Source organism: Streptomyces sp. NPDC055955, from assembly GCF_042270245.1.
GTDB lineage: Bacteria > Actinomycetota > Actinomycetes > Streptomycetales > Streptomycetaceae > Streptomyces.
This window is the reverse complement of the sequence record NZ_JBHJYS010000027.1, coordinates 78,088-101,757: the sequence shown is the minus strand read 5'-3', so window position 1 is coordinate 101,757 and position 23,670 is coordinate 78,088. Positions and strand designations below refer to the sequence as shown.

Here is a 23,670-nt window from a genome sequence, read left to right as displayed (position 1 = left end):
GGTGCCGCGATCGCGGCACCCGCGTCCACCACTCCTGAGAGTCACCGGTCGGCGTCGTCATCGTAGACACCACCTGGACACCGCCGACATCGCAGAGGATCAGGGAGACCGGGGTGGCCTCGCCTCCACTCCCCCTGCGCGGTCCTTCCATGACGTACAGCAATGCTGTGCAGTTCACCCCACCATGTGCGGCCCGGCCCGTCCCCTGCAGACCGGTCTCGTCCACTTCCTCGGTGGCTGGGCGAGCCGGCCGGAAGGCGGAGGATGCGGCTCCGGTGGAACATTTGCGGGGGGGGGGGGGCACGCGTGGCCATGACGGCCTCCCCCTGCGGGACACGTTCGCCCCTGCCCGGGTACCGTTCCGGCCTTCCGTTCAGGCGTCCTTCCGACCTTCCATTCAATCGCCGGAGCGGACCAGTCGCAACGTGTGAGAGAGATGGTGCGGGCGCCACGGCCCGGTATCACCATGGAGAGGCGGCACCGTACCGCGGTATCACCACGGAGAGGCGGCACCGTGCTGCTTCGGGCCAGACAGCGGAGGTGCACGGTGGAGTCAGCACATTCCGGACGGCGGACCGGAAATCTGCTCTTCGCGTTCGCCCCGTGGATCATCTTCGACGTCGTCGCGTCTCCCAGCACCTGGGAGTACGCCGCGCTGGCGGCTCTCGTCGCCGCAGTGGTCCTGAACCTGCCGGATCTACGACGCGGTTCCTTCAAGGCACTGGAGGTCGTCGGTATCCTCTTCTTTGGCGTCATGGCTGTGCTCGCACTCTTTCTCGACCGCCAGGACATGCTCTGGCTGGAGACGTACGCCCAGGTGCTGTCCAGTGCGGTCATCGCGGTGGTGGCGCTGGCATCGCTGGCATTCGTGCCGTTCACCGAGCAGTACGCGCGGGAGTCCACGCCCCGGGAGGTCTGGAGCTCTCCCGTCTTCCGGCACGTGAACCGGGTGCTCACCCTGGTCTGGGGCGGCGTCTTCGTCGCCACGGCCGCACTCGGACTGGTCGCCCTGCACACGACGTCCGGTGCCGACTGGTTCAACTGGGTCATCCCCGTGGTCCTGCTGGTCCTGGCAGCCCGCTTCACCGAGCGCTACCCGGACCAGGTACGCGAGAGGGCCAAGGCCGCGCGCACCGCTCCTCAGACATGACCGCACCGGCTACAACCGCGACAAGCACGGCGACGGCTTCGCGACCCAGGCACATCTCGACGGAAAGCGTGGGTACTGCTGACGCCGCTCAACCGCCGGACCGTGCAGCCCCGGCGTGGGTGGCGCCTTCGCTGTACTGCTCCGCGGAAGGGGAGACGGAGGCGCGTCGAATGCGGCCGAACTACTCATGGCCCCCTGCGCGCTCGGCACCTGGAGAGAGCCCTCCGACAAACGGAACCGAGCCTCCGCTGCGCGTCCCGAACCCAACGGTTCGCCGCAGCGGGCCGAACAGCGGGCCGGCAAGGAAGCACGCACACCGAAAGAACCCGTCGTCATCGCGGTCACGAACTCACCCCACTCCTCCTGGGCGTTCGCCCAGCTCGGAGAGTTCATCGCGTACAAGGCCCGCAAGGCAGGGGTACCGGTGGTGCACGTCGATGCGGCGTACACCTCCCGCACCTGCGCCGAATGCGGGCACCTCGACAAGGCGAACCGGGCCAGTCAGGCCCGCTTCGTGTGCCGGTCCTGCGGATTCGTTGATCACGCAGACCGATGGGGGTACCCCCTGCTCGAACGTAGTTGAGAGCTTGGGGGAGGCTCCCGCAACATCCGCCACCGTGCGGAAGAGTTGTGGCGACGCGGGGCGCAGTCAACCGCCCCAGACCCACCCCCGATCACCGGGCATGGGACAGCACGCAAACGCAGCACCACAGCCAGTGGCGCCCGTTGCGCAAGCCCGGGACTTTCAGTCCCGGGTCGTTGACCTCTGAACGGCAAGAAACTCCTCGACAGCGGCGGCGAACTGAGCCGGAGCGTCGTGATGCACGACATGACCGGCAGGCAGCTCGGCGAGGCGTGCCTTGCCGGCATGACGCGTGATCATTTCCTCGGCATGGGCGGCCGCCAGCTCATCGCTGTGCGTCCCGCGGATCAGCAACGTCGGGCAGGCCACCGCCGTCCAGTCCTGCCAGTGGTCGCCGTTGAGTGCCTTCTGGGACGCCACCGTGTGCTCGATGTCGAACGAGAATCCCCAGCCGCCCGCCGTCCGGCGGAAGGAACACTCCAGATAGCTGGCCACCGAGCCCAGTTCGGCCACCAGATCCTGGCGCGACGCCGCTTGGCGGGGCAGGCGCAATGTGAACGACCAGTCGCTGTCCACCACCGCGCCGATGTCCTCAACTATCAGCGCACGGACCCGATCCGGCTGCCGGGCAGCGTACTGGTATGCGTTCACTCCGCCCAGCGAGTGGCCCAGTACCGCCACCGGTCCGATGCCCAGATGCCGATGGAAGGCAGCTACATCAGCAACGTAATCGTCCCGCTCGTAACGCTGAGCACGATCCGACTCACCGTGCCCGCGTTGATCGAGCGCCATCACCCTCCACCGCGGAGCCAACGCCTCAGCCAGCGGCGCGAACGCCGACGCCTCGTTGTAGTGCCCGTGCAGGGCCAAAAGCGGAGTACCCGGACCTCCGAAGTCCAGATACGACAGTTTCCGCTCGCCGACCGTAAAGAACTCACGCATGACGCGGATGCTATGCGGCAGCACTGACAGTCGATGGCTGACCAGCGGTCGACAGGGACAGAGATCCGCCCTCCCCCGTCGTTGTCGGGCTCGCTGACGAGCTGCTCACGGTCCGGGACTCGAAGCCCGCGAGCAGGTAGGGCGGTTGGGCGGACCTGGTGGCGCGCGGAGCGGGACCGGGGTGCCGCTTTGAGGGATGTGGCCCGAGGAAGCCGGCCGCTGACCCGCACCGCAACCATGGGCTCGCTGGATCGGGCGGGCCCCTCTCCTTTCTGACGCGGCTGCCCATGGCCGCGGCCGTGCGACTCATTCACGACCACAAGAGCCCAAACAGGCATAGGCAAAGGACCCGCCCCATATCCAACCAACCGCAGAGCGCGATGGATTGACGGAACGACATCGAAGGGCAAAGATCGACAGACATTGATCTGACAACGTTGTCGCACGAGAGGGTCACGATGAGAGCGCTGAAACGCGTGTTCACCACCTTGTTGATCGTCACCACCATGGCCGCGGCCTCCGCCACCTCCGGCGTCGCGAACGCCGAGGAACGGGGGCCGAAGTTCGCCGACGACCCCACCACGCTGGTCGACACATCGATCGGCAACAACGGTGACGGAACCACCTTCCCGGGCGCGGCCGCCCCGTTCGGCATGGTGCAACTGAGCCCCGACACGCAGCTCAACAAGTACGCCTCGTACGACTACGCGCAGGACACCATCCTCGGCTTCAGCCACACGCACCTCTCGGGCGTCGGCTGCCAGACGATGGGCAACTTCCGGTTCATGCCGACCACCGGTGCGGTCACCTCGTCCGACCCGGCTCAGTACGGTGCGAAGTTCAGCCATGACAACGAGACCCGCGCGCCCGGCTATTACGGCGTGAAGTTCGACAACGGCATCAGGGCCGAGCTCTCCGCCACGGAGCGGACCGGGCAACACCGCTACACCTACCCCGCCGGTTCAGGCTCCGAGAACGTGCTCATCGAGACCGGCGAGAGCAACGGCAGCACCTACGCCGGCGACGTCAAGGTGGTCGGCAACGACACCGTGGAGGGCTGGGTCCAGGGCGGCAACTTCTGCGGAGAGACCGGCAAGGAGCGCTACCGGGTCTACTTCAGCGCCAAGTTCGACCGGACGTTCTCGAAGTTCGGCACCTGGACCGACGGCACCCTGACGCCGGGCCGGCGCCAGGCGTCGCGCGGCACCAAGCGCGCCGGTGCCTGGCTGACGTTCGACCCGGCCAAGGGCGACCAGGTCGGTACGTCGGTGGGCCTGTCCTACACCTCGATCGACGGCGCGCGTCTCAACCGCACGACCGAGCAGCCCAAGTCGTTCGACAAGGCTCGCGCCGAGACGCACGACGCCTGGCGTGGCGAGCTGAACCGGATGCGTGTGGCCGGCGGCAGCACCGCCGACCAGCGCACGTACTACAGCGCGCTCTACCACTCGCTGCTGCACCCGTCGATCGGCTCCGACGTCGACAACCGCTACCGCGGCTTCGACGACAAGGTGCATCGAGCGGATTCCACGTACTACCAAATGTTCTCGCTCTGGGACACGTACCGCTCGCAGAACCAGCTGGTGGCCCTGCTCAACCCGGACAAGGCCACTGACATGGCCAAGTCCGTGCTGCACATATACCAGGACGGTGGCTGGCTGCCGCGCTGGGGGCTCGGCGGCGGTGAGACCAACGTGATGAGCGGCGATCCCATCACCCCGTGGATCGTCGACATCTACCAGCGCGGGCTGCTCGACAAGCACACCTCGCACCAGCTCTTCGACGCCCTGTGGAAGAACGCCAACGAGGTCCCCGCCGACCAGTCGATCTTCCGTGGCCGTGACGGCAATCCGTCGTACGTCAAGAACGGCTGGGTCGGGTACCGGAACCTGCCCGGCTACCTGTACGGCGACAGCCGCCAGTCGGGCTCGGCCACGCTGGAGTACGCACTCGGCGACTGTGCGCTGTCCGCGATGGCCGACGGCTTGGGCTACGCGGACAAGGCCGCGACGCTGGCCTCGCGTTGCGACAACTTCAGCAAGCTGTGGGACCCGAGCGTCACGTCGCAGGGATTCTCAGGGTTCCCCGTCGCGAAGAACGAGGACGGCTCCATAGCCGGTGACCCCGACCCCACCCAGGCCGGTGCGTTCCACGAGGGCACCGCATGGCAGTACCAGTGGCTCGCCCAGCAGGACCCGCAGACCCTCTTCGGTCTCATGGGCGGCCAGGCGGCTGCGGAGCAGCGGCTGGACAAGTTCTTCGACATGCCGACCGTCCTCTCCGACCCGGCGAAGGCCGCCTCGGAGTCGTGGGTGAGCGGCGCGTACGACTACCACAACAACTTCGCCTTCAACCCCAACAACGAGCCCGACTTCCACACGCCGTGGATGTACGCGTGGACCGGCGCCCCGTGGAAGACGTCCGCGGTGCTCCGAGCGATGCGGACGCTCTTCACCGACGACGCGTACGGCATGCCCGGCAACGACGACCTCGGCGCCACGTCGTCGTTGCTCGTCTTCGCCATGGCCGGCGTGTTTGAGGCGCAGCCCGGCTCCGCCAACTACATCGTCACTGCCCCCATGTTCGAGAAGGTCGAGATCCGGCCCGAAGGTGGAAACAAGATCAGCATCGAGGCACCGGGCGCCGACGCGTCGAAGCTCCAGTACGTGTCCTCCGTGAATGCGGGCAAGAGCACGTTGCTCCGGAGCTGGCTCTCCCACAAGGACCTGCTCCGCTCCGGCACGATCAAGATCGGCCTGTCCGACAAGCCCACGGCCTGGGGCGTCGACACCGCCCCGCCCGCCGTCAGCCAGAACTGACGTCGTCGGCTGCGGCCCCTCCACGCAGGGGCCGCAGTGCGGCTGGCCGCTGCGGAGTCCCGCGGTCCGCTGAGCCGAATGACCAACCCGGCCACGTCGTCGGCGAACATGAGCGCGCGGGAGACCCGCCGGGAGCCGGGCGCTCCGTCAGCGACGACCAGCTCGCAGTCGGTCGCCGGCGGGTACGTGTGCTCCTACCCGGTGTCAGGCTTGACGGGCGCAGGATGCGAGGCGGTCGGCGAGGGCGGTGACGAGGTCGCGGAGTTCGTCCGGGCGCTCGATGACGAACGGCCGGTCGAGTGAGGCGAGTACCGGCGGCAACCAGTCGAGCGTTTCCGCCCGGAGCTCGACGCGCAGCCACCGCTCGGTCCCCGGATCCACGCGTGCCGTGGGCGCAGTCTCCTCCACGTTCGCCACGCCGGCCGGCAGACGGGCGCGGATCTGATCGACCGTCCCGTGGATCCGCAAGGTCACGGCATACCGGTACTCAGCCGTGGCGAACCCCGACAACACGCGCTGCGCCGGATCAAGTCCGGCGGGCACCTCGAACGAGCCGGGCAGGGTCCTCGCGGCCGCGATGCGATCGAGCCGGAACGTCCGGTCCTCGCCGATCTCGGGGGCCGTGCCCGTCACGTACCACCGGCCCGAATGAGCAACGACCCCGTACGCGTGCAGCATGCGTTCGCTGCCTCGGCCGTGGCGGTCCGTGTATCTGATCGACAGCGGCCGTCGGTGGCGTACCGCGTCGGCGACGGTGAGCAGGACTTCGGCGTCCGGGGTTGCGAACTGGTCGGGCGAAGCTGTGAACGCGAGGGATTCCAGGACTGCGTCGAGCCTGCGGGTCAAGCGCGCGGGCAGGACCCTGCGGATCTTGGCGGCTGCCGTCTCGCTCGCCGTGTCCGCCGGCGTCAGCCCGCCTCGGCGGCCGGCGACCAGGCCGAGCAGGACGGCGAGTGCCTCGTCGTCGCTGAGCATGAGCGGAGGCAAGCGGTACCCGGGAGCGAGCCGGTACCCGCCGTAGCGGCCTCGCACCGCCTCCACCGGCACGTCGAGGTCGTTCAGCTGGTCCACATACCGCCGCACGGTCCGCCCGTCGACGCCGAGCCGGTCGGCGAGTTCAGCCACCGTCCGGACGCCGCCCGACTGCAGCAGTTCCAGGAGAGTCAGCACGCGCACGGTAGGTCGAGACATGGTGCAGAACTTAACCCGAATACCGGGCCGATTCTGTCCTCTATCAGTCCTAGCCTGCGCAGGACAGCGGCCCCGCCAACCTGGGAGAACACCATGGACTTCGTCTCGATCCGCATCATCACCAGCAACGTCGCGCGTCTCGTCGAGTTCTACGAGAAGGCCACAGGGGTGGCGGCGGCCTGGGCCACCGAGGACTTCGCCGAACTCAGGACCCCCAGCGCCAATCTGGCGATCGCCGGCACGCGCACCGTCCCCCTGTTCGCTCCGGGTTCCGCCCGCCCGGCGGACAACCACAGCGTGATCATCGAGTTCCTCGTCGACGACGTGGACCGCGTGCACGAGAACCTGACCGGTGTCGTCTCCGACTTCGTCAACGAGCCCACCACGATGCCGTGGGGCAACCGCGCACTGCTCTTCCGCGACCCCGACGGCAACCTCGTCAACTTCTTCACCCCGGTCACCCCGGCCGCCATCGAGAAGTTCACTCACTGACGCCGGACGCCGGATGCGGCTGCCCTGCGGGAGCTCCGGGGTTCCACCCTCGCTCGCGCCATAGACCCACACCGCCGGCTTCGGGCTCAGGTGCAGGTTCAGGTTGAGGCTCGTCCGGCTTCAGGCTCAGGTCCAACTTCAAGCTCAGGCTTCGCAGCCTGTCAGTCCTGATCACCGACACACTGACACAGCGCTGGCGCGAGCACCCGGCAGCAAGGTCGCCACCGTCGCCGCACCCGCCGACGACGTCGAGTCGCCGATCACCGACGGATGACCAGCGGGCCGGACCCACTTGTGGAGGGGTGAGATCCCCGGCCCGCAGGGTCTGCCGGCGTTCGCCCCGGGTGCTCCTTCGGGAGCGAACCCGGGGCACGGAGCGGCAGAGCGCGGTGTGAGCGGCGCCGCGGGTTCGGCGACTGCGCCTTGTCGACGCCGCGAAACGCCACGTCCACCAGCGCGAACCAGATGCGGCATCGCCACCCGTACCCACCATCATCGCCGCCGTCACAGACGTGCGGACCATGCCCGAAGTCCGGTCCGGAGAACTCGGCGGCATGTCGAGCCCGTCCCGACCGGCGCGGTGCGACGCCTGGCCGTCTCGACGGGGCCGGACCTCTGCGAGGTCCGGCCCGTTCTTCATGCGGTGCTCAGGTCAGCTCGCCACGGACACCGGCGCGCCCGCGCCGCCCGTGTCGGCAAGGGCCGGCTGCGCACGGCGCAGTCCGGTCAGGCTGACGAAGACCAGCGCGAAGACGCCTGCCAGTGCGAACGCGGTGAAGCCCGCCGTGTGCGAGCCGTTGTCGACCAGCCGGCCGCCGAGCCACGGTCCGAAGACGGCGCCGAAGCGGCCCATGCCGGAGACCCAGCCGACGGCGGTGCCACGGTTCTCGTCGGTCGAACGGTGCGCCACCGTCGCGTAGACCATCGCCTGGCCACTGAAGAGGAACAGACCGGTCAGGAAGACCACGGTGTACGTCAGCGCGAGCGGCATGTGAACACTGAGCACCCCGATGCCGACGGCGGTGCAGGCGAACCAGACGGCGGAGATGCGCGAGCCTCCGAACCTGTCGGTGAGCCGCCCGCCGACCAGCATGCCGACGATGCCACCGGCGTTGATGGCGATGACGAAACCGATCGCGGACCCGAGGTCGTAGCCGGCACCGCGCATCATGGACGGCAGCCATTGCGAGAAGCCGTACACCAGGAGGAGCCCGCCGAAGGAGGCCAGCCAGAAGCACAGGGTCTGGATCCACAGCTTGCCGCGGAACAGGGCGGCGAGCGCTCCCCAGCCCTCGCGTGCCGGATGCTTGACGCCCGGGGCGTCGAGTTCGACGCCATAGCGGTCGGCGAGCGCCGCGGCCTCTGCCGTACGCCCCTTGATCTGCAGGAACGCCAGCGATTCGGGCAGGTACCGGGCGGCCAGCGGGACTCCGATGAAGAGCGGGACCACACAGATCCAGAAGCAGAGCCGCCAGTCACTGTCGGTCCACAGCGCCACGAAGCCGGCCAGGATGCCCCCGGCCTGGTGGGCGGTCATCAGGGAGCCGACGATCAAGGCACGGCGGCCGCGCGGGGCGTACTCCGCGACCAAGGTGATCGCGCTGGGCAGCAGCCCGCCGAGGCCGAGTCCTGCCACGAAGCGGCCGATGCTGAATACGCCGAGGCTGCCCGCCGTGGCGCAGAGGGCGGAGGCCAGGGAGAAGACCGCGGTGGAGGCGATGATGGTCTGCTTGCGGCCGACCCGGTCGCTGAGGGTGCCCGAGCACAGGGCGCCTATCAGCATGCCGAACGTGGCGTACGAGCCGACGTCGCCGGCCTTGCCCGGGCTGATGCCCAGTGCCTTGGTCTCGAGCATGTGGGGCAGTACGGAGCCGTAGACGAACATGTCCAGGCCGTCGAAGAAGACGACCAGCCAGCACAAGCCGACGACCAGCAGGGCCAGCCGGTTGGCGCGCGCGGCGCTGCCGGGGGCGGTTGAGGTGGAGGGCGACATCGGGGGTTCCTCTCGTTCGGGACAGCGGTGTCCCTGGAGGCGGCTTCGGAGAAGGGCGAGCCGATCGGCTCGATGGCGACGGACCCGGCGTGCGGATGACGTTAGAGACCCGGTCAATCGACGTCAACGGTTTTGTTAACAATATTTCGAGCAATCGGGGAACGAGCAGGGGTGGCTGCACACAGCTGTGTGCAGCCACCCCTGAGCGCGTCCTGCGGGTCGGTCAGTCCAACGGCGGGGTGCCGTGGGTGTGGAAGGAGTCGATGGTCTTCAGGCCCCAGGCCTGCCCCTTCTTCCGCTCCTCCTCGGTCCAGGTGACGAGCGGCCAGTCCGGGGCCAGGACGAGGCGGGTGAGCGGGTTGCACAGCTCGATGCGGTTGCCGCCCGGCTCGTAGACGTAGAGGAAGAACGTCTGCTGGATGGCGTGCTTGTGCGGACCGGTCTCGATGAACACGCCGGTGTCGATGGCGAGATCGGCGGCTCTCAGGATGTCCTCGCGGGTGTCGGTGGCGAAGGCGATGTGGTGGAGGCGGCCGGTCGAGCCGGTCCAGTCGGAGGTGTAGACGACGTCGTACGACTTGTCGGTGAAGGTCAGCCACTTGGCGCCGATCGCGCCGTTGTCGAGCCGGATCTGCTCGGTGGGGCGGGCGCCCAGGACATGCTGGTGGAAGTCGGCGTCGGCGGCGACGTCGGCCGCCAGGTAGTTGACGTGGTCGAGGCGGCGCACCCCGACTCCCCTGTTGGGCTTGGCCTGTGGCTGGTTCTTCAGCGCAGGCCTCAGCTCGTCGGGCGCCTCGTAGTGACTGCTCTCCCAGTAGAGGGCGATCTCGTGGCCGTCGGGGTCCTGGGCGACGTAGATCTTCCCGATGCCTGGCTCGTCCTCGGCCCACCGGCCCGGGCAGCCTGCCGCCTCCAGCTCCTCGACCCGCCGCCGCAGGGCCTCCTCGCCGGAGGTGCGCAGGGCGGTGCGACCGATGCCGGGCTTGTCGTTCGCGGTGAGGACGAGGCTGTGATGCTCGTAGTCGTCGAAGGTGCGCAGATAGACGGAGTCGCCCGAGCGGCCGTTCACGGTCAGGCCCAGGTAGTCGGTGAAGAACCCGACGCTGGCTTCCAGGTCCGGAGTGAGCAGTTCGACGTGGCCGAGGTGGGCGATGTCGCCGAGAGGCGGATTCGTCATCCGTTGCCTCCTTGGGAGTCGGGGCGGGAGGTGGGATCTGCGGATCGCGGGAAGACCGTGCCGTCGAAGATCTTTCGCGCGGTCCGCACCACAGCGGTGCGGCGCGCCACGGCTGAGCCGGCGCGGAGTTCGACACCGGCCTCGATGTCGAGGAATCCGGTGGGGTGCTCGATGCGCAACCGGTAGCCGTGCGAGGGGAGCCGGGCGATCGGCTCGGCGACGGAACCGGGAATGCGCAGCCCGGCGGCGACGCTCGCCGCGCCCAGAACCCCGATGGAGGGGTGGGCGCGTTCGGGGATGAAGGTGCGGGTCATCACCGTGCCTCCGCCCACGGGCGGGGCGAGGAGGGTGAGCTTCGGGACGGTGGTGTCCGCAGCATCGCCGAGCCCCATCAAAGGGCCTGCTTCCCGCCGGATTTCCCGCAGCAGAGCGCCGAGAGCCTGGTCGGCCTCCAGCTCCTCGGGACTCTCGTAACCGGTGACCCCGACGGCGCGGGCGGCGATCAGCACGGTCGGCATCCCGTTGTCCACGCAGGTCACCGGCGTCTTGGCGACGACGTCCAGGACCTGGCCGGTGGGCAGCAACGCCTGCGCGCCCTGAGGAAATTCGATGACGACAGGCGCCGCGCTCCCCGGCACTCCGGAGATCGCAGCGTCACCGGTGTAGTCGACGAGGCCGCCCGGGGTGGGGAAGGTCGCGAGGGCGAGGTCGCCGCTGTTGAGCATGCGGATCCGGACGGAGGTCTCGCCGTGCGAGCCCGTCACGAGTCCGCGTTCGACGGCGAACGGTCCGACGCCGGCGAGAATGTTCCCGCAGTTCTGACGGTCGCTCACTTCGGCTTTTTCAACGGCGACTTGAAGGAAGAGATAGTCGACGTCGGCGTCCGGGGAGTCCGAGACGGACACCACGCCCACCTTGCTGGTGAGCGGGTGCGCGCCGCCGAGCCCGTCGATCTGGCGCGGGTCGGGACTGCCCATGATCCGCCGGAGCAGCGCGTCGCGCTCCCCCGGCTCCGCAGGCAGGTCGCGGGCCAGGAAGTAGGCGCCCTTCGAGGTGCCGCCGCGCATCAGCATGCAACGCACCTCCTCGGGCCCGCTCACGACGCATCCCCGGTGATGTACTCCTCGTACGAGCGGTACGTGACTCCGAGCCGCTCGAGCGTCTCCCGCAGCCCGTACCGGTCCAGCCCCAACTCCCCTTCCTGGAAGGCGGCCCGGGACCTGGCCTCCTTGGCTTCGCGGGCCATCGACGCCTCTGCCGTCTGCCGTGCCTTCGCGCGCGGCACGACCACGACACCGTCGTCATCCGCGACGATCACGTCACCGGCGCGGATCACCTGGCCGCCGATCACGACGGGTACGTTCACGGATCCGCCGGTGGCCTTGACGGTGCCCTGCGGGCTGAGCGCGGCCGCCCAGGCCGCGAACCCCATCTCACGCAGCTCGACGGTGTCGCGGATGCCCGCGTCGGTGACGACGCCACGCACCCCACGCCGCTGCAGCGCGGTCGCGAACAGCTCGCCGAACATCCCGTCGGTGGACGGCGACGTGGTCGTCACGACCAGGATGTCGCCCTCACCGCACTGCTCGACCGCCGCGTGGATCATGAGGTTGTCGCCGGGCCAGGACAGGACGGTCACCGCGGTGCCCGCGATCCGGGTGTCCTGCTGGACGGGGCTCAGGTGCGAACCGAGGAACCCGGTGCGCCCCATCGCCTCGGAGATGGTGGCCGTGCCGTACCCGGCAAGCGCCTCGACATCCTTCGGATCCGCCTTCGGAGGATCGGTGACGACCACGCCGCCCATCAGACGAGCTCCTTCGCGATCTGGGGATAGGGGCGCATGTATGCCTCGGCCATGGTCCGGTGAGCCAGCCCCAGGTTCGGCCCTGCGTTCCGCTTGAGCTGGACCCCCCGGCGTACGGCGAGGTCCGTGTAGTAGTCCCACAGGTGCTGCTGGGCGCCCAGGCACTCCATCGCCTCCCGCTTGGTGTCCCAGACCTCGGTGATGTCGAGGAGGACCTCCGGCTTGAAGCCGCTCATCTCGGGCTGATGGGGCTCGAAGAGGAAGACGGGCGGGGCTCCGATGATCTCGCCGGGGCCCGGGTAGCCGATGGCTTGGGCGAGGACCCGGGCGTCGAGGGCCATGCGGTGGGCGGCCGGGTGGTCACCGTTGTACGGGTCCTCGGCCGGATGAGTGAGGACGACGTCCGGCTGGGTCGCACGGTAGACCTCGACAAGGCGGTCGGTCAGTTCCGGGGTGGCCAGGAGGGGGTAGTCACCCGCGTCGAAGAAGCACACCTCGGCGCCGAGCGCAGCGGCGGCCCGCTCTGCCTCGTCCTGGCGTATCGCCTTGATCTCCGCGAGCTTCCTGCCCTCGCGCCAGGCCTTGGCGGACTCGCCGCGCTCACCGAAGGTCAGGCACGCGATGGTGACCTTCTCGTCCCGGGAGGCGGCCAGCGCGATGGCTCCGCCGGCCCGCCAGACGAAGTCTCCGGCGTGTGCGGTGACGACCAGGGTGGATCGACGGGTGGTGGGCGCCTTGCCGTGTGTCATGGGCTGAATCTCCTTGTCGGACAGGAAGGTCGGCCCACCCCCGTGGCGTCGGTCGCGCGGCGCCCGCTACTCGCGCAACGCGTCGATCACGCCCGTCAGATGGGCACGGACAGCCGCCTCTGCGGCCTTCGGATCCCTGGCCGTGATCGCCTCGATCATGGCCAGGTGTTCACCCAGGGACTGCTGGGGACGTCCCGGTCTCAGCGCGAGCTGGAACCGGTGGCGCACCAGCTGTCCGTTGAGCCGGTCCAGGAGTTCCAATGCCACCGGCTGGCCGGAGAACTCCCGGATCAGGAAGTGGAGTTGCTGGTTGAGTTCGGAGTACGTCACCGGCTCGCCGTCGGCGACCGCCTTCGTCATCGCGGCGCCCACCTCGGCCAGCTGGGCCAGCTGCTCGTCGGTGGCCTCGACCGCCGCCTTGGCCGCGCACAGGCCTTCCAAGACCATGCGGCACTCGGTGATGGCCACCGCTTCCTCGACCGTCACCACCCGCACCCGCGAGCCGCGGTTACGGATCCGCTCGACCAGCCCTTCCGCCGCCAGATCGATCAGTGCCGCTCTGACGCTGGCCCGCGTCACACCGAACTCCTCGGCGAGCTCGTTCTCCACCAGCCGTTGGGCCGGTGCCATGTCGCCTCGCAGAATCGCCTGCCTGAGCTGCGTCAACGCCTGCTGCTTGGCCTGCTCTCCGGTGCCCGAACGGGGTTGGTCCGGCATCGCTTGCCCTCCCTGGGTGAGTGCTTGTCAAAGCTAAATCTAGGGCAACAGAATTGTCAACAATTTCGTTGAAAGTGTGTCCGGGGTGTGGCGACGACTGAGCGTCCGGTCGTCCTGGCGCTTCTTCTCGCAAATCGGCGACCCCGCATCCCCCGGCGGCTACTCGTCGTCCCTCTCTGCTCTGCTCTGCTCTGCTCCACAAGGGTCCGACGAGGCTCATCGTGCGGAAGGCGAGCGCGGCAGCCACGTTGTTGTGGTCGGGCCGGTGCACGATCTCGACGAGGTCGCAGGCCCGAATCTCTCCCGTCTCGACCACGCCGGGACAGGCAGCCGGCATGGCGCAGTTGCTTCGGCCTGGGTGAACCGTTCGGTCCACCCCCTCACTGAAGCCATCCCGAGAAGGTCGAGGGAGATCTCCTGAACGGAGAGTGAGTGCAGCAAAGAGGCTCAGCGAGCGACATCCACCTCGCGGCCTGGGCACACCGTCACAGGCGCACAACGATCAGGGCGATGTCGTCCTGGGCGCCCCCAGGCACACCGAGGTGGCCCAGCAGGGCGTCGGCGAGGCGGTCTGGGCCCAGGCGGGCGTATCGGGCGAGACCGTCGGTGAGCCGGCTGAGGCCTGCGTCGATGTCCTCGTCGCGGCGTTCGATGAGCCCGTCCGTGTACAGGACGAGGATGTCACCGGGGGTGTATCGCACGGTGGCCTGGGGGCGGGGGACGTGTTCGGGGCGGGCGCCCAGCGGGGGGTCGGTGGCTTGGTCCAGCAGGTCGCTGGTGCCGTCGGGGTGCGCCAGGACGGGCGGAGGGTGACCGGCACTGCTGTAGGCGATCTGCCGATGGCGGGGGGCGATCACGGCCTGGGCGGCGGTGGTGACCAGCGCGCCCTCGACCGATCGGGCGTACAGGCCCAACACCTCCAGCGACTTGGCCGGCTCATGGAGGGCCCGGACGGCGGCGCTCAGCGCGCTGCGGAGCATGCCCATGACGGCGGCGGCCTCCAGGCCGTGGCCGACGACGTCGCCGACCGCGACGCCGAATGTGTCGTCGGGCAGATCCACGATGTCGTACCAGTCGCCGCACACGTTCAGCGACCCGACCGCGGGCAGGTAGCGCACCGCGATATTCCGGTGCCGGTCCAGGTCCGGCGAGTGCAGCATGGCCTCCTGCAGGGCGACGGCGACCCGGCGCTCCCGGGCGTGTGCCTGGCGCAATTCCTCGTTCAGCCGCTGCAGCTCCCGCGCCCGCGCGTACAGCTCGGCCTCCATCGCGACCCGCTTACCCCGCGGTCCGCCCGTCGGGTGGGCGGTGCGGGAGCGGACGAATTCGGTCACGTCCTCCACACGGTGGATGATCCACGCCACCTGCCCGTCCGGGCCCAGCACGGGAGTGTTGATCGGCGACCACCATCGCTCCTCGAACGCCCCGGGCCGGGACGGGACGGGGATGTCGTACTTCTGCACCGCCATCGTGTCCGACTCCTTGGACTGCAGCGCCCGGTGCAGTGAGGCGCCCAGATTCCGCACCCCGTCCGCGGTGGCGTCCGCCGGGTTGTCCGGGAAGGCATCGAACAGGTACTGGCCGACCAGATCCTCCCTGGTCCGACCGGTAGCCCGCAGGTACGCGTCGTTGACGTCGACGATCACCAGGTCGGGGCGCAGCACCAAATATGGACTCGGCGTGGCCGCGAACAACGCCTGGTAGTCAATGCTCGGCTTCACGGGCTTCACACCAGGCCTTTCCGCTGTCCAGGCGGACTCCGCCCCTTCGTTCCCGGGACAAGGCAGGGCCGACCGACGGTCGCCCACGCCTCAGCGGGCCACGTCGTCGTCCGCCGAGCGGGACGTCACGGATCCGCACGAGGCCACGCGCACGTCGAACCATGTGCACCCGGGGATTCAGCTGGCTCTTCGCAGTCCCTTGTTCGTATTGTCGCAGTGCTGAGCGAGCCGCACCTTGTGTGGGGCTTCAGACTGAGGTCGAGGTGGTCCGGCCCGGTCGCGGATGCCCTCCACTCGGCCTGGGCACGCGTGCCCGCTCCAGCACTGGGATCGACTGCGGGGCATCACCCCACTGCCCTGGCGTGATGACGAACGCGAGCGGACGTCGTCCGCCCTCACCGGCCACATGGATCTTGCGAATGAGCCCGCCGCGTGATCGACCCAGGCTCGCTCGCGTCGATGGTGAGCCGGTCGACCAGCTGTCGCCGCATCCTCAGCGCGCACCGGGCACCTCATCGGTCTCACGTGGAGATGTAGGTGGCACAGGGTGGCCACTGCAACAAGGCTGCCCGAGTGCGGGGCACTTCGCCGCGTGGGTACAGACGGAACTCCTGATGGAAGAGTTCCGCACGGCTTCCGCTTCTCCTCCCCCCATGTAGACCGTGCCCCACCGACGCCATATGTCCTCGCGCTGCGGGGCGGCCAAACCGAGCCGCTCGCGCGCCCAGAGCTGCGCACGTCGGCCTCTTGGATTTCTGGGCATCGGTCGCAGGAGACGGTACGAGCACTCAAAAGCAGGAAGGCGCACAGGGACGCGTCAAAGCGGCGACCGTGGACATGAAGATCGAGGTCCTCGGCCCGCTGCGATCCGACCGTGTGAGGCGACGGACGACACCACCGCAGGACGACACACCGGTCCGCAATTCGTCTCCCTGGTTGTGGAGTTCGGCGTCCGCCTGTCCGTCAGCCGCACCGGTCAGTGTGGGGACAACGCGCTCGCCGAGTCGTTCTTCGCCACCATCAAAGGGGAGTTGGTCTGCCCCACGTCCTGGGTTCCGGCTCTGCTGGCTATCTGACAGTCCTTCACGAAAGGCGGTGCGGACCGCGACCGAGGATCGACGAGGCCCATGACAGGGGGTCGCACCACAGGCCTCCCGCGTGGCGCGGATGGCGGTCGCAGCCAAGGCTGGGCGCTCCGCATTGGCGCTTGGTGACATGGGCATCGGGCGACACGGCTCCCTACTGTTGCCGATGTCACACCCGATGGGCTTGAGAGAGCGAGAAGACGGCTCACGCCGCCGAGGCAGCCAGTAATGCCTCCCGAGCTTCGAAAACAGCCACCCCGGGACACTCGGACCCAAGGCTGTGTCCGCCTTGGTTGTCGTGCTGGCCCGACAGAGGAACCGAGGACCCGTGATGAAGGACAACCCCACGTCGGCTCATGCCGAACCAGCGGACAGAGCGACTCTGGCACTCGAGCGCCATGGCATCGCCTATGTCGACCCGAGCCGCCGATACGGCCGGCCCCGCAACCAGTTCACAGTGCGGTTCGCCCCCGTCATCTACCTGGCAGGCATCTTCGTCGGCTCCAGCGGCGCGGTGCTCGGGCTCGGCTTCTGGGGCAGTGTGACTGCCATCGTGACCGCAAACTTCCTGGGCTCGGTCGGTACCGGTCTGTGCGCTGCGATGGGCCCTCGCCTGGGCATGCCGCAACTGCCCATGGGACGTGCGGCGTTCGGCCATTTCGGCAACTTCCTCCCGGCGCTGCTCTCCCTCCTGGTGTTCGTCGGGTACTACACCGTCGGGACCGTACTCGGCGCGCAATCTCTGGCCGACCTGTTCAAAACGCCGTACGAGCCGACGGTCGTCGTTGTCGCAGCGCTGAACATCGTGATCGCCATCTACGGCTACCGCATCCTGCACATCCTCGGCGACTGGATCACGAAGCTCAGCTTCGTTCTGCTGTCCGTCGTCTCGATCGTGCTGATCGCGCACGGCGGCGGCCCGGGCGTTGAGCCCAGCGCCTCGGGCAGCGACTACTGGTTGGCGTGGCTCGTGATGTTCACGGTCGTGTTCGGCTATACCGCGAGCTGGGCACCGTACGCGTCGGACTACTCGCGCTACCTGCCCGAGGACAGCAAGCCGTCGTCGGTCGTCAAGGCGGCGACCGCCGGGTTGTTCGCGTCGACGACCTGGATGATGGTGCTGGGGGCCGGGCTCATCACACTCGCACCGGACGGGGACGTGCTCAGCGCTCTGCAGATCGCCCTGCCCGACTGGCTGCGCTACCTGGTGCTGCTGACGCTCGGCATCTCCGCGATCCCGCACAACGCAGTGAACCTCTACAGCGGTGCGATGGCGACTCTGACCTGCGACCTGCGGCTCCCGCAGTGGGTGACGGTGACGATCGCCGGTGTCTTCGGCCTTTTCCTCGCCCTGGTTTTCGGAGGTGCCGAGTTCCAGGCGAACTTCCGGCTGTTCCTGCACGTCGTGTCGTACTACATCACGCCGTGGCTGGCGATCTTGCTGGTCGACTACTTCATCGTGCACCGCTCGGGGCGTGACTATCCCGCGATCCGCAACTTCTACGAGCGTGACGGCGTGTTCGGGCGCTACGGAATCCCTGGACTCACCGCGCTGGTGGTCGGTACCGCCGTCGCGGTCCCGTTCATGGGAACCGAGTTCTACACGGGCCCGATTGCCGAGGCGCTGCACGGGGCGGACTTCAGCTACTTCGTCTCGGCCGTCGTCGCCGCGGTGATCTTCGGCGTGTGGCATCCCCGAGCTGCCTCGCCGGCCGGAATCGACGTACGCCGCGTGGAGGGCGACCGCGCCTGACCGCGCCACCCCGAAGGCTCAACGAGAGCCGAGTGTCCTGCCCCGCTCCGGCCGGGCAGGACACTCGCGAGGGGGACTCGTGACCGCCCCCGCTCAGCCGGCGTCCCCGGAAGTTTCGGGCCACTTCGGTTCTCCCGCCAAGGACCCCGCAGCACGGTTCCTCGTCTTCGCGGGCGTCGGCCAGCTGCATCCGGGATGGCATGGAGACCGCGGACGAGATCCTGCAGCGGTCGGTCGTGGAGTTTGACGTCGGCCGGTGAACACCAAGGAAGCGCCCCGGCGGAGCGATTCGTGGTGAAAGGCGGCGCCGGGACGGTGGGCGTCATCGCCCCCCATGACACCCACCGTTCTGCGGCGACTGCGACCCAGTGCGGCTGACCGCGCACGGCGAGGTCCTCAACTGCCTGTTCGCACGGGACGAGTTCGCACGGGACGAGTCGGACCTTCGCAGCCTGCTCCGGTGCGGGGCGTGCGGCGCCGAGATCGCCGACCGCCGGAGGTCCGTCCAGTGGGGCCGGCGCGCCGGCCCCTCTCCGGCCCTGCGGTCGGAGTTCCGCAGCGACACCGCCGGCCGTCACCGGGTCGACGACCCTGCTTTCGCGCAGCCCGACCGCCCGATGAGCGTCGTCGGCAACTGATCAGTCCTCGCGATGGATCCGCCCACTGACCGTGGCGAGCCGCCGGCCGCTGCCGCCCCAGCGGCGAGCGACGATCTCGGCAGCGATGCTGACCGCGGTCTCCTCCGGCGTCCGCGCGCCGAGGTCGAGACCGAGAGGACTCGACAACCGCTCGATCTCCGCGGGAGTCAGGCCGGCGTCCTGCAGTCGGCGCAGGCGATCCTCATGAGTCCGCCGCGAACCCATCGCTCCGACGTAGGCGACCTCCGGGAGCCGCAGCGCGACCTCGAGCAGTGGGACGTCGAACTTGGGGTCGTGCGTCAGCACGCACATCACGGTACGGCCGTCGATCGCCCCGGCGTCCGCCTGCGCCTGGAGATAACGGTGCGGCCAGTCGACGACGACCTCGTCGGCGTCAGGGAAGCGGGCATGCGTCGCGAACACGGGCCGGGCGTCGCAGACCGTCACCCGGTAGCCGAGGAAGGTCCCCATCCGGGCGACGGCAGCGGCGAAGTCGATGGCGCCGAAAACCACCATCCGCGGGCGCGGGGCGAAGCTGCGCACGAACACCCGCATCCCCTCGCCCCGGCGCTCACCGTCAGGTCCGTAGCCGAGCGTCTCGCTGGCGCCGACCGCGAGCAGGCCCAGCGCGTCTTCGGCGACCGCGTTGTCCATCCGGTCGTTGCCGAGGCCACCGGAGACCGCTTCGCCCGGCCGCACCAGGATCCGCCGACCGAGGACGGCGGGATCGGGGTGGTCGACCACAGTCGCCACGGCCACAGGTCGCCCGGCTTCGACGTCGCCCGCCACGTCCTCAAGCTCCGGGAAGCTCGCGCGGTCGACCTTCTCGACGTACACGTCGAGGATCCCGCCGCAGGTCAGACCGACGGCGAAGGCGTCCTCGTCCGACACGCCATAGCGCTCCAGCACCGGTACGCCGTCCTGAAGGACCTGCCGGCCCAGCTCGACAACCGCGCCCTCGACACAGCCGCCCGAGACCGAACCCACGACACTCCCATCGGAGCCGACCAGCATCGACGCCCCCGGCGGACGCGGGGCCGACCTGAACGTCGCGACGACGGTCCCTACGGCGACCGACTCGCCGGCGCGCCACCAGGCGAGCAGCTCGCCAAGTACCTCACGCATGGATGACGTCCTTGGCGTTCCAGACGTCGAAGCCCGGCGTGCCGGCGATGGGCGCGGACGGGGCCTGCGAGGCGGCCGGGTTGACTGTGCGGTTGGTGCCGGTGACCGGCACGGCGTCGGTCTGGGGGAAGCCGTCGTGGATTTCGTCCAGCTTCAGCACGAACGGGTCGGGCATCTTGGCCTCGGCCATCAGCACGTTCCCGTGGCCGGGCGGGTGATCCAGGACGGGGTGCCCCCCATCAGGGCTCATCAGCTGCGCTTCTTTCTCGACCGCGCCCTGCGCGATGGGGGCGGTCGGTTGACCAGCCGGCCCTGCCGCCACCCGCACGGTCGGCGGCCAGGTCGACTCGCCGTCGCGGACGACGGTGACGCCCCTGGCCGCCTCGGTGAACGCGCTGCAGGGCTGGTCGTCGGCGCCAGACTCGACGATCAAGTCATGGCCGAGGCTGACCGGTCGGAATATGGCTGTGGTGGTCGCTGCAGCCAGGGATCCGCCCGGATTCGACTCGTGCGGGATGCGGATCAGCACCGTACTCCTTCCTCCGCCGCCGCCAGGACGCGACCGTCGCGCAACGTCGCGTGGGTACGCGGACCGAGTCCGCGCCCGGACATCAGGTCCTCGTGACGGTCGACGTCACGGCGTAGGCCGGACCGCGCCGGGAGGAGTACCTCCCGGGCGCCCGAGGCGCGGTGACGGTTGAGTGAGTCCGGACCGAAAGCCGGGAACAGCTGTGTTCCGGCGCGTGCGGTGAGCAGCGTGGTGCCGACGCCCTCGCGGTCCGCCACCACGGCGCGCGGGTGACGGGCGACCCGGCCGAGTGCCACCGTCAACTCGTCGCTACGCAGATACGGCAGGTCCGCGGGCAGCGCGGCGAGGTGCCCGCGGGCGTTTTCGGACCGCACCACGGCGGCGCCGGCCCTGAGGGCGGCGTTGAGGTCGAGACCGGGCCGCACCTCGATCCGCACGCCCGGCACCGTCAGGTCAGGTACGTCGCCCGGCTGTTCGCTGACGAGGACGACGCCGTCGACGCAGACCGCCCCGGCAGCGGCGCACAGCGTGTCGCGGGCCATGGCGACCGCGAGCGCCCTCCGCCGGCCCGGGTCGCCGCCGAGCCGCGACTTGGCACGGCGGAGGTCCTTCATCGGCACCACGACCCACCACCGCAGTTGCTCGGTCATGACCCGCTCACGCCGTGGATGGCCAGACCGGAGCGGACCTTGTACCGCTTGTTGATCGAGATGAGCACGGCGGTCAGCGGCTCCAGCTGCCGTGCCAGGCGCAGCGCTCCGGCGTCGATGCCCGGCCTGCCGGTGATGGTCGCCGCGAGCTCCATGACGGTCTGCTTCGCCTTCGGGTCGTCCCCGCAGACCAGCACATCCTCGTGGTCGAGCAGGTCGGCGTCCCCGTTCAGGGAGACCGCCGAGAGGTGGTGGAAGGCGCCGACCACCACGCTGTCGGGCAGCAGGCCCTGCGCTGTCTCGGCGGCCGACGTGCCGCCCAGGTCGAGACCGTGGGGGCCTCGCCGGTCGAAGCCGAGCGGGTTGACGCAGCTGATGACGACCTTGCCGGCGAGCTCCGCAGCCAGCGACGCGACCAGGGCGTCGTGACCGGCGTACGGGACGGCGAGGAGGACGGTTTCGGCCTTCGTCGCGGCCGCCGCGTTGTCGGCCCCGGTGACCGTGCCGCCGCGTCCCCCCAGACGCGCGGCGAGCTCGTCGGCAGCCTGGGCGGCCCGCGCTCCGTCGCGTGACCCGATGATGACGTCGTGCCCACCACGGGCGAAGCGACAGGAGAGCCCCTTCCCCTGTGGACCGGTGCCTCCGACGACCGCGATCGTGCTCATCGTGCTACCTCCGTAGTCCCGACGACAGGGCCCCGGCGACAGGTGTCCCGTCATCGCCGGTCCACGGAGCGTACGAGTTCCGTCACTCGCAGAGAATGGCCATCATTACGAATATCCGGTGCGCCTTTTGGCTCTTACCCCTAAACTCCGGCGCATGATCGGGAGCGCGCCATCGGGCGACTTCGGACAGGCCCTCACCGTAGGCGAGTTGTTGGGCCACGAGGTGATGGCAGGGGCCGAGCTGGTCGCCGGCCGTCAGGGCCTCGACCACAGCATCTGCGCACTGAACGTCATGACCGTGCCGGACATCGGGCCGTGGGTGAAGTCCGATGAGTTCTTGCTGGCCACCGGGTATCCGCTGCCCCGTGACGACGCCGGCCAGGCAGAGCTGCTGCGCGGACTGCGTCGGCTCGGGCTCGCCGGCATCGGGGTCAAAATCGACCGTTACCTGCCCGACCTCAGTACGACGGCCGTCGCCACCGCCGAGGAACTCGGGCTCCCGCTGGTCCTGATCCCGCAGCACATCAGGTTCGACGACATCCTCAGCCACGCCTTCTCAACGATCGTGAACCGGCAGGCCGCGGCGCTGGAGCGCGCGCACGAACTCCACCAGTCGTTCCTCTCGGTGACGCTCTCCGGTGGCGGTCTGAACCAGCTCGCGCACAAGCTCTCCCACCTGCTCGGTGACGCGGGGGTGTTCATCAGCGACCAACACGGCATCGTTCGGGCCCAGATCGGCGACGTCTCCCGAGCCGGCGAGCTGGACCTGGTCCACGACGGCCGCCTGATCGTCCAGCGGCTCCTCGGCGGCCCGGCCGGCAGGAACGAGCGCGAACAGGGCTGGTTGATCCGGCCGATCCGCGCCGGCTCCCTCCAGCACGGCTTCGTCGTCGCCGTCCAAACCAGCCGCGCCTTCGGCGAGTTCGACCAGGTGGCCGTCGACCAGGCTGCCGTCATCGCCGCGCTCGAGTTCACCCGCGACCTGGCCGTGAGCGCGATAGAGCGGCAGTTCTCCTCCAATGCGCTCTACGAGTTGATGACGGGCGCCGAGTCCGAGATCGCGGACTCGGCCGCGCGCGGCTTCGGTTTCGGCTGGGACCTCGATCGCGAGGTCGTCGTCCTGGTCAGCCGCAAGGACGGCGCCGACGACGACACCACCGCCCAGAAGCGCCCCGCGAACGAGCGTGCCCTCGAGTTCTGGATCTCGGCCGTGCGCAACAAGGACCGTAAGGCGGCCGCCGCCGGCCTCGGTGCCGAACTCGTGGCTGTCATCGGCGCCGAGCACGGAACTCCCCCAGCGGTTCGCTCCATCCAGGCCGAGGTCGCCCAGTTCGTGCGCGGCGAGTACGCCGTGGGCGTGAGCCGTGTGCACCGCGGACCGCTGGGTATTCCCGCTGCCTACCAGGAGGCACGTTCCGCCCTGCGCGTCGGTCGGAAAATCGGCGGGCCGGGCGCTGTCGCCGCGTACGACGATCTGGGGCTCTTCAAACTGCTCGCCCAGGTCGAGGAGGCCGAGTTGCAGACCTTCGTCGACGAGGTTCTGGGCCCTCTGACCAAGCTTCCTGAGCAGGAGCGAAACGAACTCCTGAAAACTCTGGAGACGCTGGTCGAGTTCAACATGAACATGGCCGAGACCGCGCGGCATCTGCACTACCACTACAACACTCTTCGTTATCGGCTCGCCAAACTCGAGCGCCTTCTCGGCCCCTTCAGCAGCAGTACCGCGACCGCGGTGAAGGTGTTCGTCGCCCTACAGATTCGCCAGATGCCGACGAGTGCATCCACGAGTCAGAGGTAGTTGGCCCCAAGGATCGACATCTGCCTTTCGGAGGGCAGGCCGGAGCCGGGTGGGAGCCGCTGCGGCAGCCCGCTGTGGCTCCCACTCGA

The 23,670-nt window shown here is 69.1% G+C and carries 20 protein-coding genes and 1 pseudogene; 7 read left to right on the top strand and 14 right to left on the bottom strand.

Going from position 1 to position 23,670, the window contains the following annotated elements; all coding sequences use genetic code 11:
* Positions 1–547: 547 nt before the first annotated feature.
* Both ACFC96_RS38905 and ACFC96_RS38900 read left to right on the top strand, forming a co-directional pair.
* Positions 548–1,150: a hypothetical protein gene (locus ACFC96_RS38905; protein ID WP_376616995.1), complete on the top strand. Its 603-nt coding sequence runs from the start codon at positions 548–550 to the stop codon at positions 1,148–1,150.
* A gap of 187 nt (positions 1,151–1,337) precedes the next feature.
* A complete protein-coding gene (locus tag ACFC96_RS38900; protein WP_376616993.1) occupies positions 1,338–1,733 on the top strand; it encodes a zinc ribbon domain-containing protein in 396 nt (131 codons plus the stop codon).
* A 162-nt stretch (positions 1,734–1,895) separates the two neighbouring features.
* On the opposite strand, the gene ACFC96_RS38895 is transcribed toward ACFC96_RS38900, so the two are convergent.
* On the bottom strand, positions 1,896–2,675 hold the full coding sequence (locus tag ACFC96_RS38895) for an alpha/beta fold hydrolase (protein ID WP_376616991.1): 780 nt from the start codon (positions 2,673–2,675) through the stop codon (positions 1,896–1,898).
* A 458-nt stretch (positions 2,676–3,133) separates the two neighbouring features.
* On the opposite strand from ACFC96_RS38895, the gene ACFC96_RS38890 reads away from it, so the two are divergent.
* The gene (locus ACFC96_RS38890) at positions 3,134–5,494 is read left to right on the top strand and encodes a GH92 family glycosyl hydrolase (RefSeq protein WP_376616989.1); all 2,361 of its coding nucleotides are present in this window, start codon (positions 3,134–3,136) and stop codon (positions 5,492–5,494) included.
* Positions 5,495–5,698: 204 nt separating this feature from the next.
* Here the strand turns inward: ACFC96_RS38890 and ACFC96_RS38885 are convergent, their stop codons facing one another.
* Positions 5,699–6,685: a helix-turn-helix transcriptional regulator gene (locus ACFC96_RS38885; protein WP_376616987.1), complete on the bottom strand. Its 987-nt coding sequence runs from the start codon at positions 6,683–6,685 to the stop codon at positions 5,699–5,701.
* 93 nt (positions 6,686–6,778) lie between these two features.
* Between ACFC96_RS38885 and ACFC96_RS38880 the strand changes: the two genes are divergently transcribed.
* On the top strand, positions 6,779–7,177 hold the full coding sequence (locus tag ACFC96_RS38880; RefSeq protein ID WP_340458545.1) for a VOC family protein: 399 nt from the start codon (positions 6,779–6,781) through the stop codon (positions 7,175–7,177).
* Between the two features lie 652 nt (positions 7,178–7,829).
* Here ACFC96_RS38880 and ACFC96_RS38875 read toward each other — a convergent pair.
* The 8 genes and pseudogenes from ACFC96_RS38875 to ACFC96_RS38840 form a co-directional block, all read right to left on the bottom strand.
* Positions 7,830–9,170, bottom strand: a complete 1,341-nt coding sequence (locus ACFC96_RS38875) for an MFS transporter (RefSeq protein ID WP_376616985.1) — start codon at positions 9,168–9,170, stop codon at positions 7,830–7,832.
* A 223-nt stretch (positions 9,171–9,393) separates the two neighbouring features.
* On the bottom strand, positions 9,394–10,347 hold the full coding sequence (locus ACFC96_RS38870; protein WP_376259845.1) for a catechol 2,3-dioxygenase: 954 nt from the start codon (positions 10,345–10,347) through the stop codon (positions 9,394–9,396).
* Positions 10,344–11,420 (bottom strand): 4-oxalomesaconate tautomerase, encoded by a 1,077-nt coding sequence (locus ACFC96_RS38865; RefSeq protein ID WP_376616983.1) that lies wholly within the window; start codon positions 11,418–11,420, stop codon positions 10,344–10,346. The genes ACFC96_RS38870 and ACFC96_RS38865 overlap by 4 nt, the downstream gene beginning before the upstream one ends.
* 23 nt (positions 11,421–11,443) lie before the next feature.
* Positions 11,444–12,151 (bottom strand): 4-carboxy-4-hydroxy-2-oxoadipate aldolase/oxaloacetate decarboxylase, encoded by a 708-nt coding sequence (locus tag ACFC96_RS38860; protein ID WP_376616981.1) that lies wholly within the window; start codon positions 12,149–12,151, stop codon positions 11,444–11,446.
* Complete coding sequence (locus tag ACFC96_RS38855) at positions 12,151–12,900, bottom strand: PIG-L deacetylase family protein (protein WP_376616979.1); 750 nt, start codon at positions 12,898–12,900, stop codon at positions 12,151–12,153. The genes ACFC96_RS38860 and ACFC96_RS38855 overlap by 1 nt, the downstream gene beginning before the upstream one ends.
* 66 nt (positions 12,901–12,966) lie before the next feature.
* Positions 12,967–13,617, bottom strand: a complete 651-nt coding sequence (locus ACFC96_RS38850) for a GntR family transcriptional regulator (RefSeq protein ID WP_340458555.1) — start codon at positions 13,615–13,617, stop codon at positions 12,967–12,969.
* A 485-nt stretch (positions 13,618–14,102) separates the two neighbouring features.
* On the bottom strand, positions 14,103–15,338 hold the full coding sequence (locus ACFC96_RS38845; RefSeq protein ID WP_340458554.1) for a SpoIIE family protein phosphatase: 1,236 nt from the start codon (positions 15,336–15,338) through the stop codon (positions 14,103–14,105).
* A 277-nt stretch (positions 15,339–15,615) separates the two neighbouring features.
* Positions 15,616–15,905: pseudogene (locus ACFC96_RS38840) on the bottom strand (IS5/IS1182 family transposase); the annotation flags it as partial.
* Positions 15,906–16,754: 849 nt separating this feature from the next.
* Here ACFC96_RS38840 and ACFC96_RS38835 point away from each other — a divergent pair.
* Positions 16,755–18,176, top strand: coding sequence for a purine-cytosine permease family protein (locus ACFC96_RS38835; protein ID WP_376259837.1), 1,422 nt, complete (start codon positions 16,755–16,757; stop codon positions 18,174–18,176).
* 368 nt (positions 18,177–18,544) lie between these two features.
* The gene (locus tag ACFC96_RS38830; protein ID WP_376259835.1) at positions 18,545–18,814 is read left to right on the top strand and encodes a hypothetical protein; all 270 of its coding nucleotides are present in this window, start codon (positions 18,545–18,547) and stop codon (positions 18,812–18,814) included.
* Here the strand turns inward: ACFC96_RS38830 and ACFC96_RS38825 are convergent, their stop codons facing one another.
* From ACFC96_RS38825 to npdG, 4 genes are read right to left on the bottom strand one after another with little or no spacing between them, the layout of a single operon-like run.
* Positions 18,815–19,939 carry an XdhC family protein gene (locus ACFC96_RS38825; protein ID WP_376616977.1) on the bottom strand — a complete coding sequence of 375 codons (1,125 nt, stop codon included), beginning with the start codon at positions 19,937–19,939 and terminating at the stop codon, positions 18,815–18,817.
* Positions 19,932–20,468, bottom strand: coding sequence for an NAD(P)(+) transhydrogenase (Re/Si-specific) subunit beta (locus ACFC96_RS38820; protein WP_376616975.1), 537 nt, complete (start codon positions 20,466–20,468; stop codon positions 19,932–19,934). The genes ACFC96_RS38825 and ACFC96_RS38820 overlap by 8 nt, the downstream gene beginning before the upstream one ends.
* Positions 20,462–21,118, bottom strand: coding sequence for a 2-phospho-L-lactate guanylyltransferase (gene cofC, locus ACFC96_RS38815; RefSeq protein ID WP_376259830.1), 657 nt, complete (start codon positions 21,116–21,118; stop codon positions 20,462–20,464). The genes ACFC96_RS38820 and cofC overlap by 7 nt, the downstream gene beginning before the upstream one ends.
* Positions 21,115–21,783, bottom strand: a complete 669-nt coding sequence (gene npdG, locus ACFC96_RS38810; protein WP_376228212.1) for an NADPH-dependent F420 reductase — start codon at positions 21,781–21,783, stop codon at positions 21,115–21,117. Before npdG ends, cofC begins: the two co-directional genes overlap by 4 nt.
* A 154-nt stretch (positions 21,784–21,937) precedes the next feature.
* Between npdG and ACFC96_RS38805 the strand changes: the two genes are divergently transcribed.
* Entirely contained in the window at positions 21,938–23,581 is a 1,644-nt protein-coding gene (locus ACFC96_RS38805; RefSeq protein WP_376616973.1) for a PucR family transcriptional regulator, read from the top strand.
* Positions 23,582–23,670: the final 89 nt, after the last annotated feature.

Bases quoted from the DNA above. Each gene is read 5' to 3' on its own strand.
- ACFC96_RS38850 (WP_340458555.1), bottom strand. From the start codon at position 13,617: ATGCCGGACCAACCCCGTTCGGGCACCGGAGAGCAGGCCAAGCAGCAG.
- ACFC96_RS38860 (WP_376616981.1), bottom strand. From the start codon at position 12,151: ATGGGCGGCGTGGTCGTCACCGATCCTCCGAAGGCGGATCCGAAGGAT.
- ACFC96_RS38870 (WP_376259845.1), bottom strand. From the start codon at position 10,347: ATGACGAATCCGCCTCTCGGCGACATCGCCCACCTCGGCCACGTCGAA.
- ACFC96_RS38825 (WP_376616977.1), bottom strand. From the start codon at position 19,939: ATGCGTGAGGTACTTGGCGAGCTGCTCGCCTGGTGGCGCGCCGGCGAG.
- ACFC96_RS38875 (WP_376616985.1), bottom strand. From the start codon at position 9,170: ATGTCGCCCTCCACCTCAACCGCCCCCGGCAGCGCCGCGCGCGCCAAC.
- ACFC96_RS38900 (WP_376616993.1), top strand. From the start codon at position 1,338: ATGGCCCCCTGCGCGCTCGGCACCTGGAGAGAGCCCTCCGACAAACGG.
- ACFC96_RS38855 (WP_376616979.1), bottom strand. From the start codon at position 12,900: ATGACACACGGCAAGGCGCCCACCACCCGTCGATCCACCCTGGTCGTC.
- ACFC96_RS38805 (WP_376616973.1), top strand. From the start codon at position 21,938: ATGATCGGGAGCGCGCCATCGGGCGACTTCGGACAGGCCCTCACCGTA.
- ACFC96_RS38880 (WP_340458545.1), top strand. From the start codon at position 6,779: ATGGACTTCGTCTCGATCCGCATCATCACCAGCAACGTCGCGCGTCTC.
- ACFC96_RS38885 (WP_376616987.1), bottom strand. From the start codon at position 6,685: ATGTCTCGACCTACCGTGCGCGTGCTGACTCTCCTGGAACTGCTGCAG.
- ACFC96_RS38890 (WP_376616989.1), top strand. From the start codon at position 3,134: ATGAGAGCGCTGAAACGCGTGTTCACCACCTTGTTGATCGTCACCACC.
- ACFC96_RS38865 (WP_376616983.1), bottom strand. From the start codon at position 11,420: ATGCTGATGCGCGGCGGCACCTCGAAGGGCGCCTACTTCCTGGCCCGC.
- ACFC96_RS38835 (WP_376259837.1), top strand. From the start codon at position 16,755: ATGAAGGACAACCCCACGTCGGCTCATGCCGAACCAGCGGACAGAGCG.
- cofC (WP_376259830.1), bottom strand. From the start codon at position 21,118: ATGACCGAGCAACTGCGGTGGTGGGTCGTGGTGCCGATGAAGGACCTC.
- npdG (WP_376228212.1), bottom strand. From the start codon at position 21,783: ATGAGCACGATCGCGGTCGTCGGAGGCACCGGTCCACAGGGGAAGGGG.
- ACFC96_RS38895 (WP_376616991.1), bottom strand. From the start codon at position 2,675: ATGCGTGAGTTCTTTACGGTCGGCGAGCGGAAACTGTCGTATCTGGAC.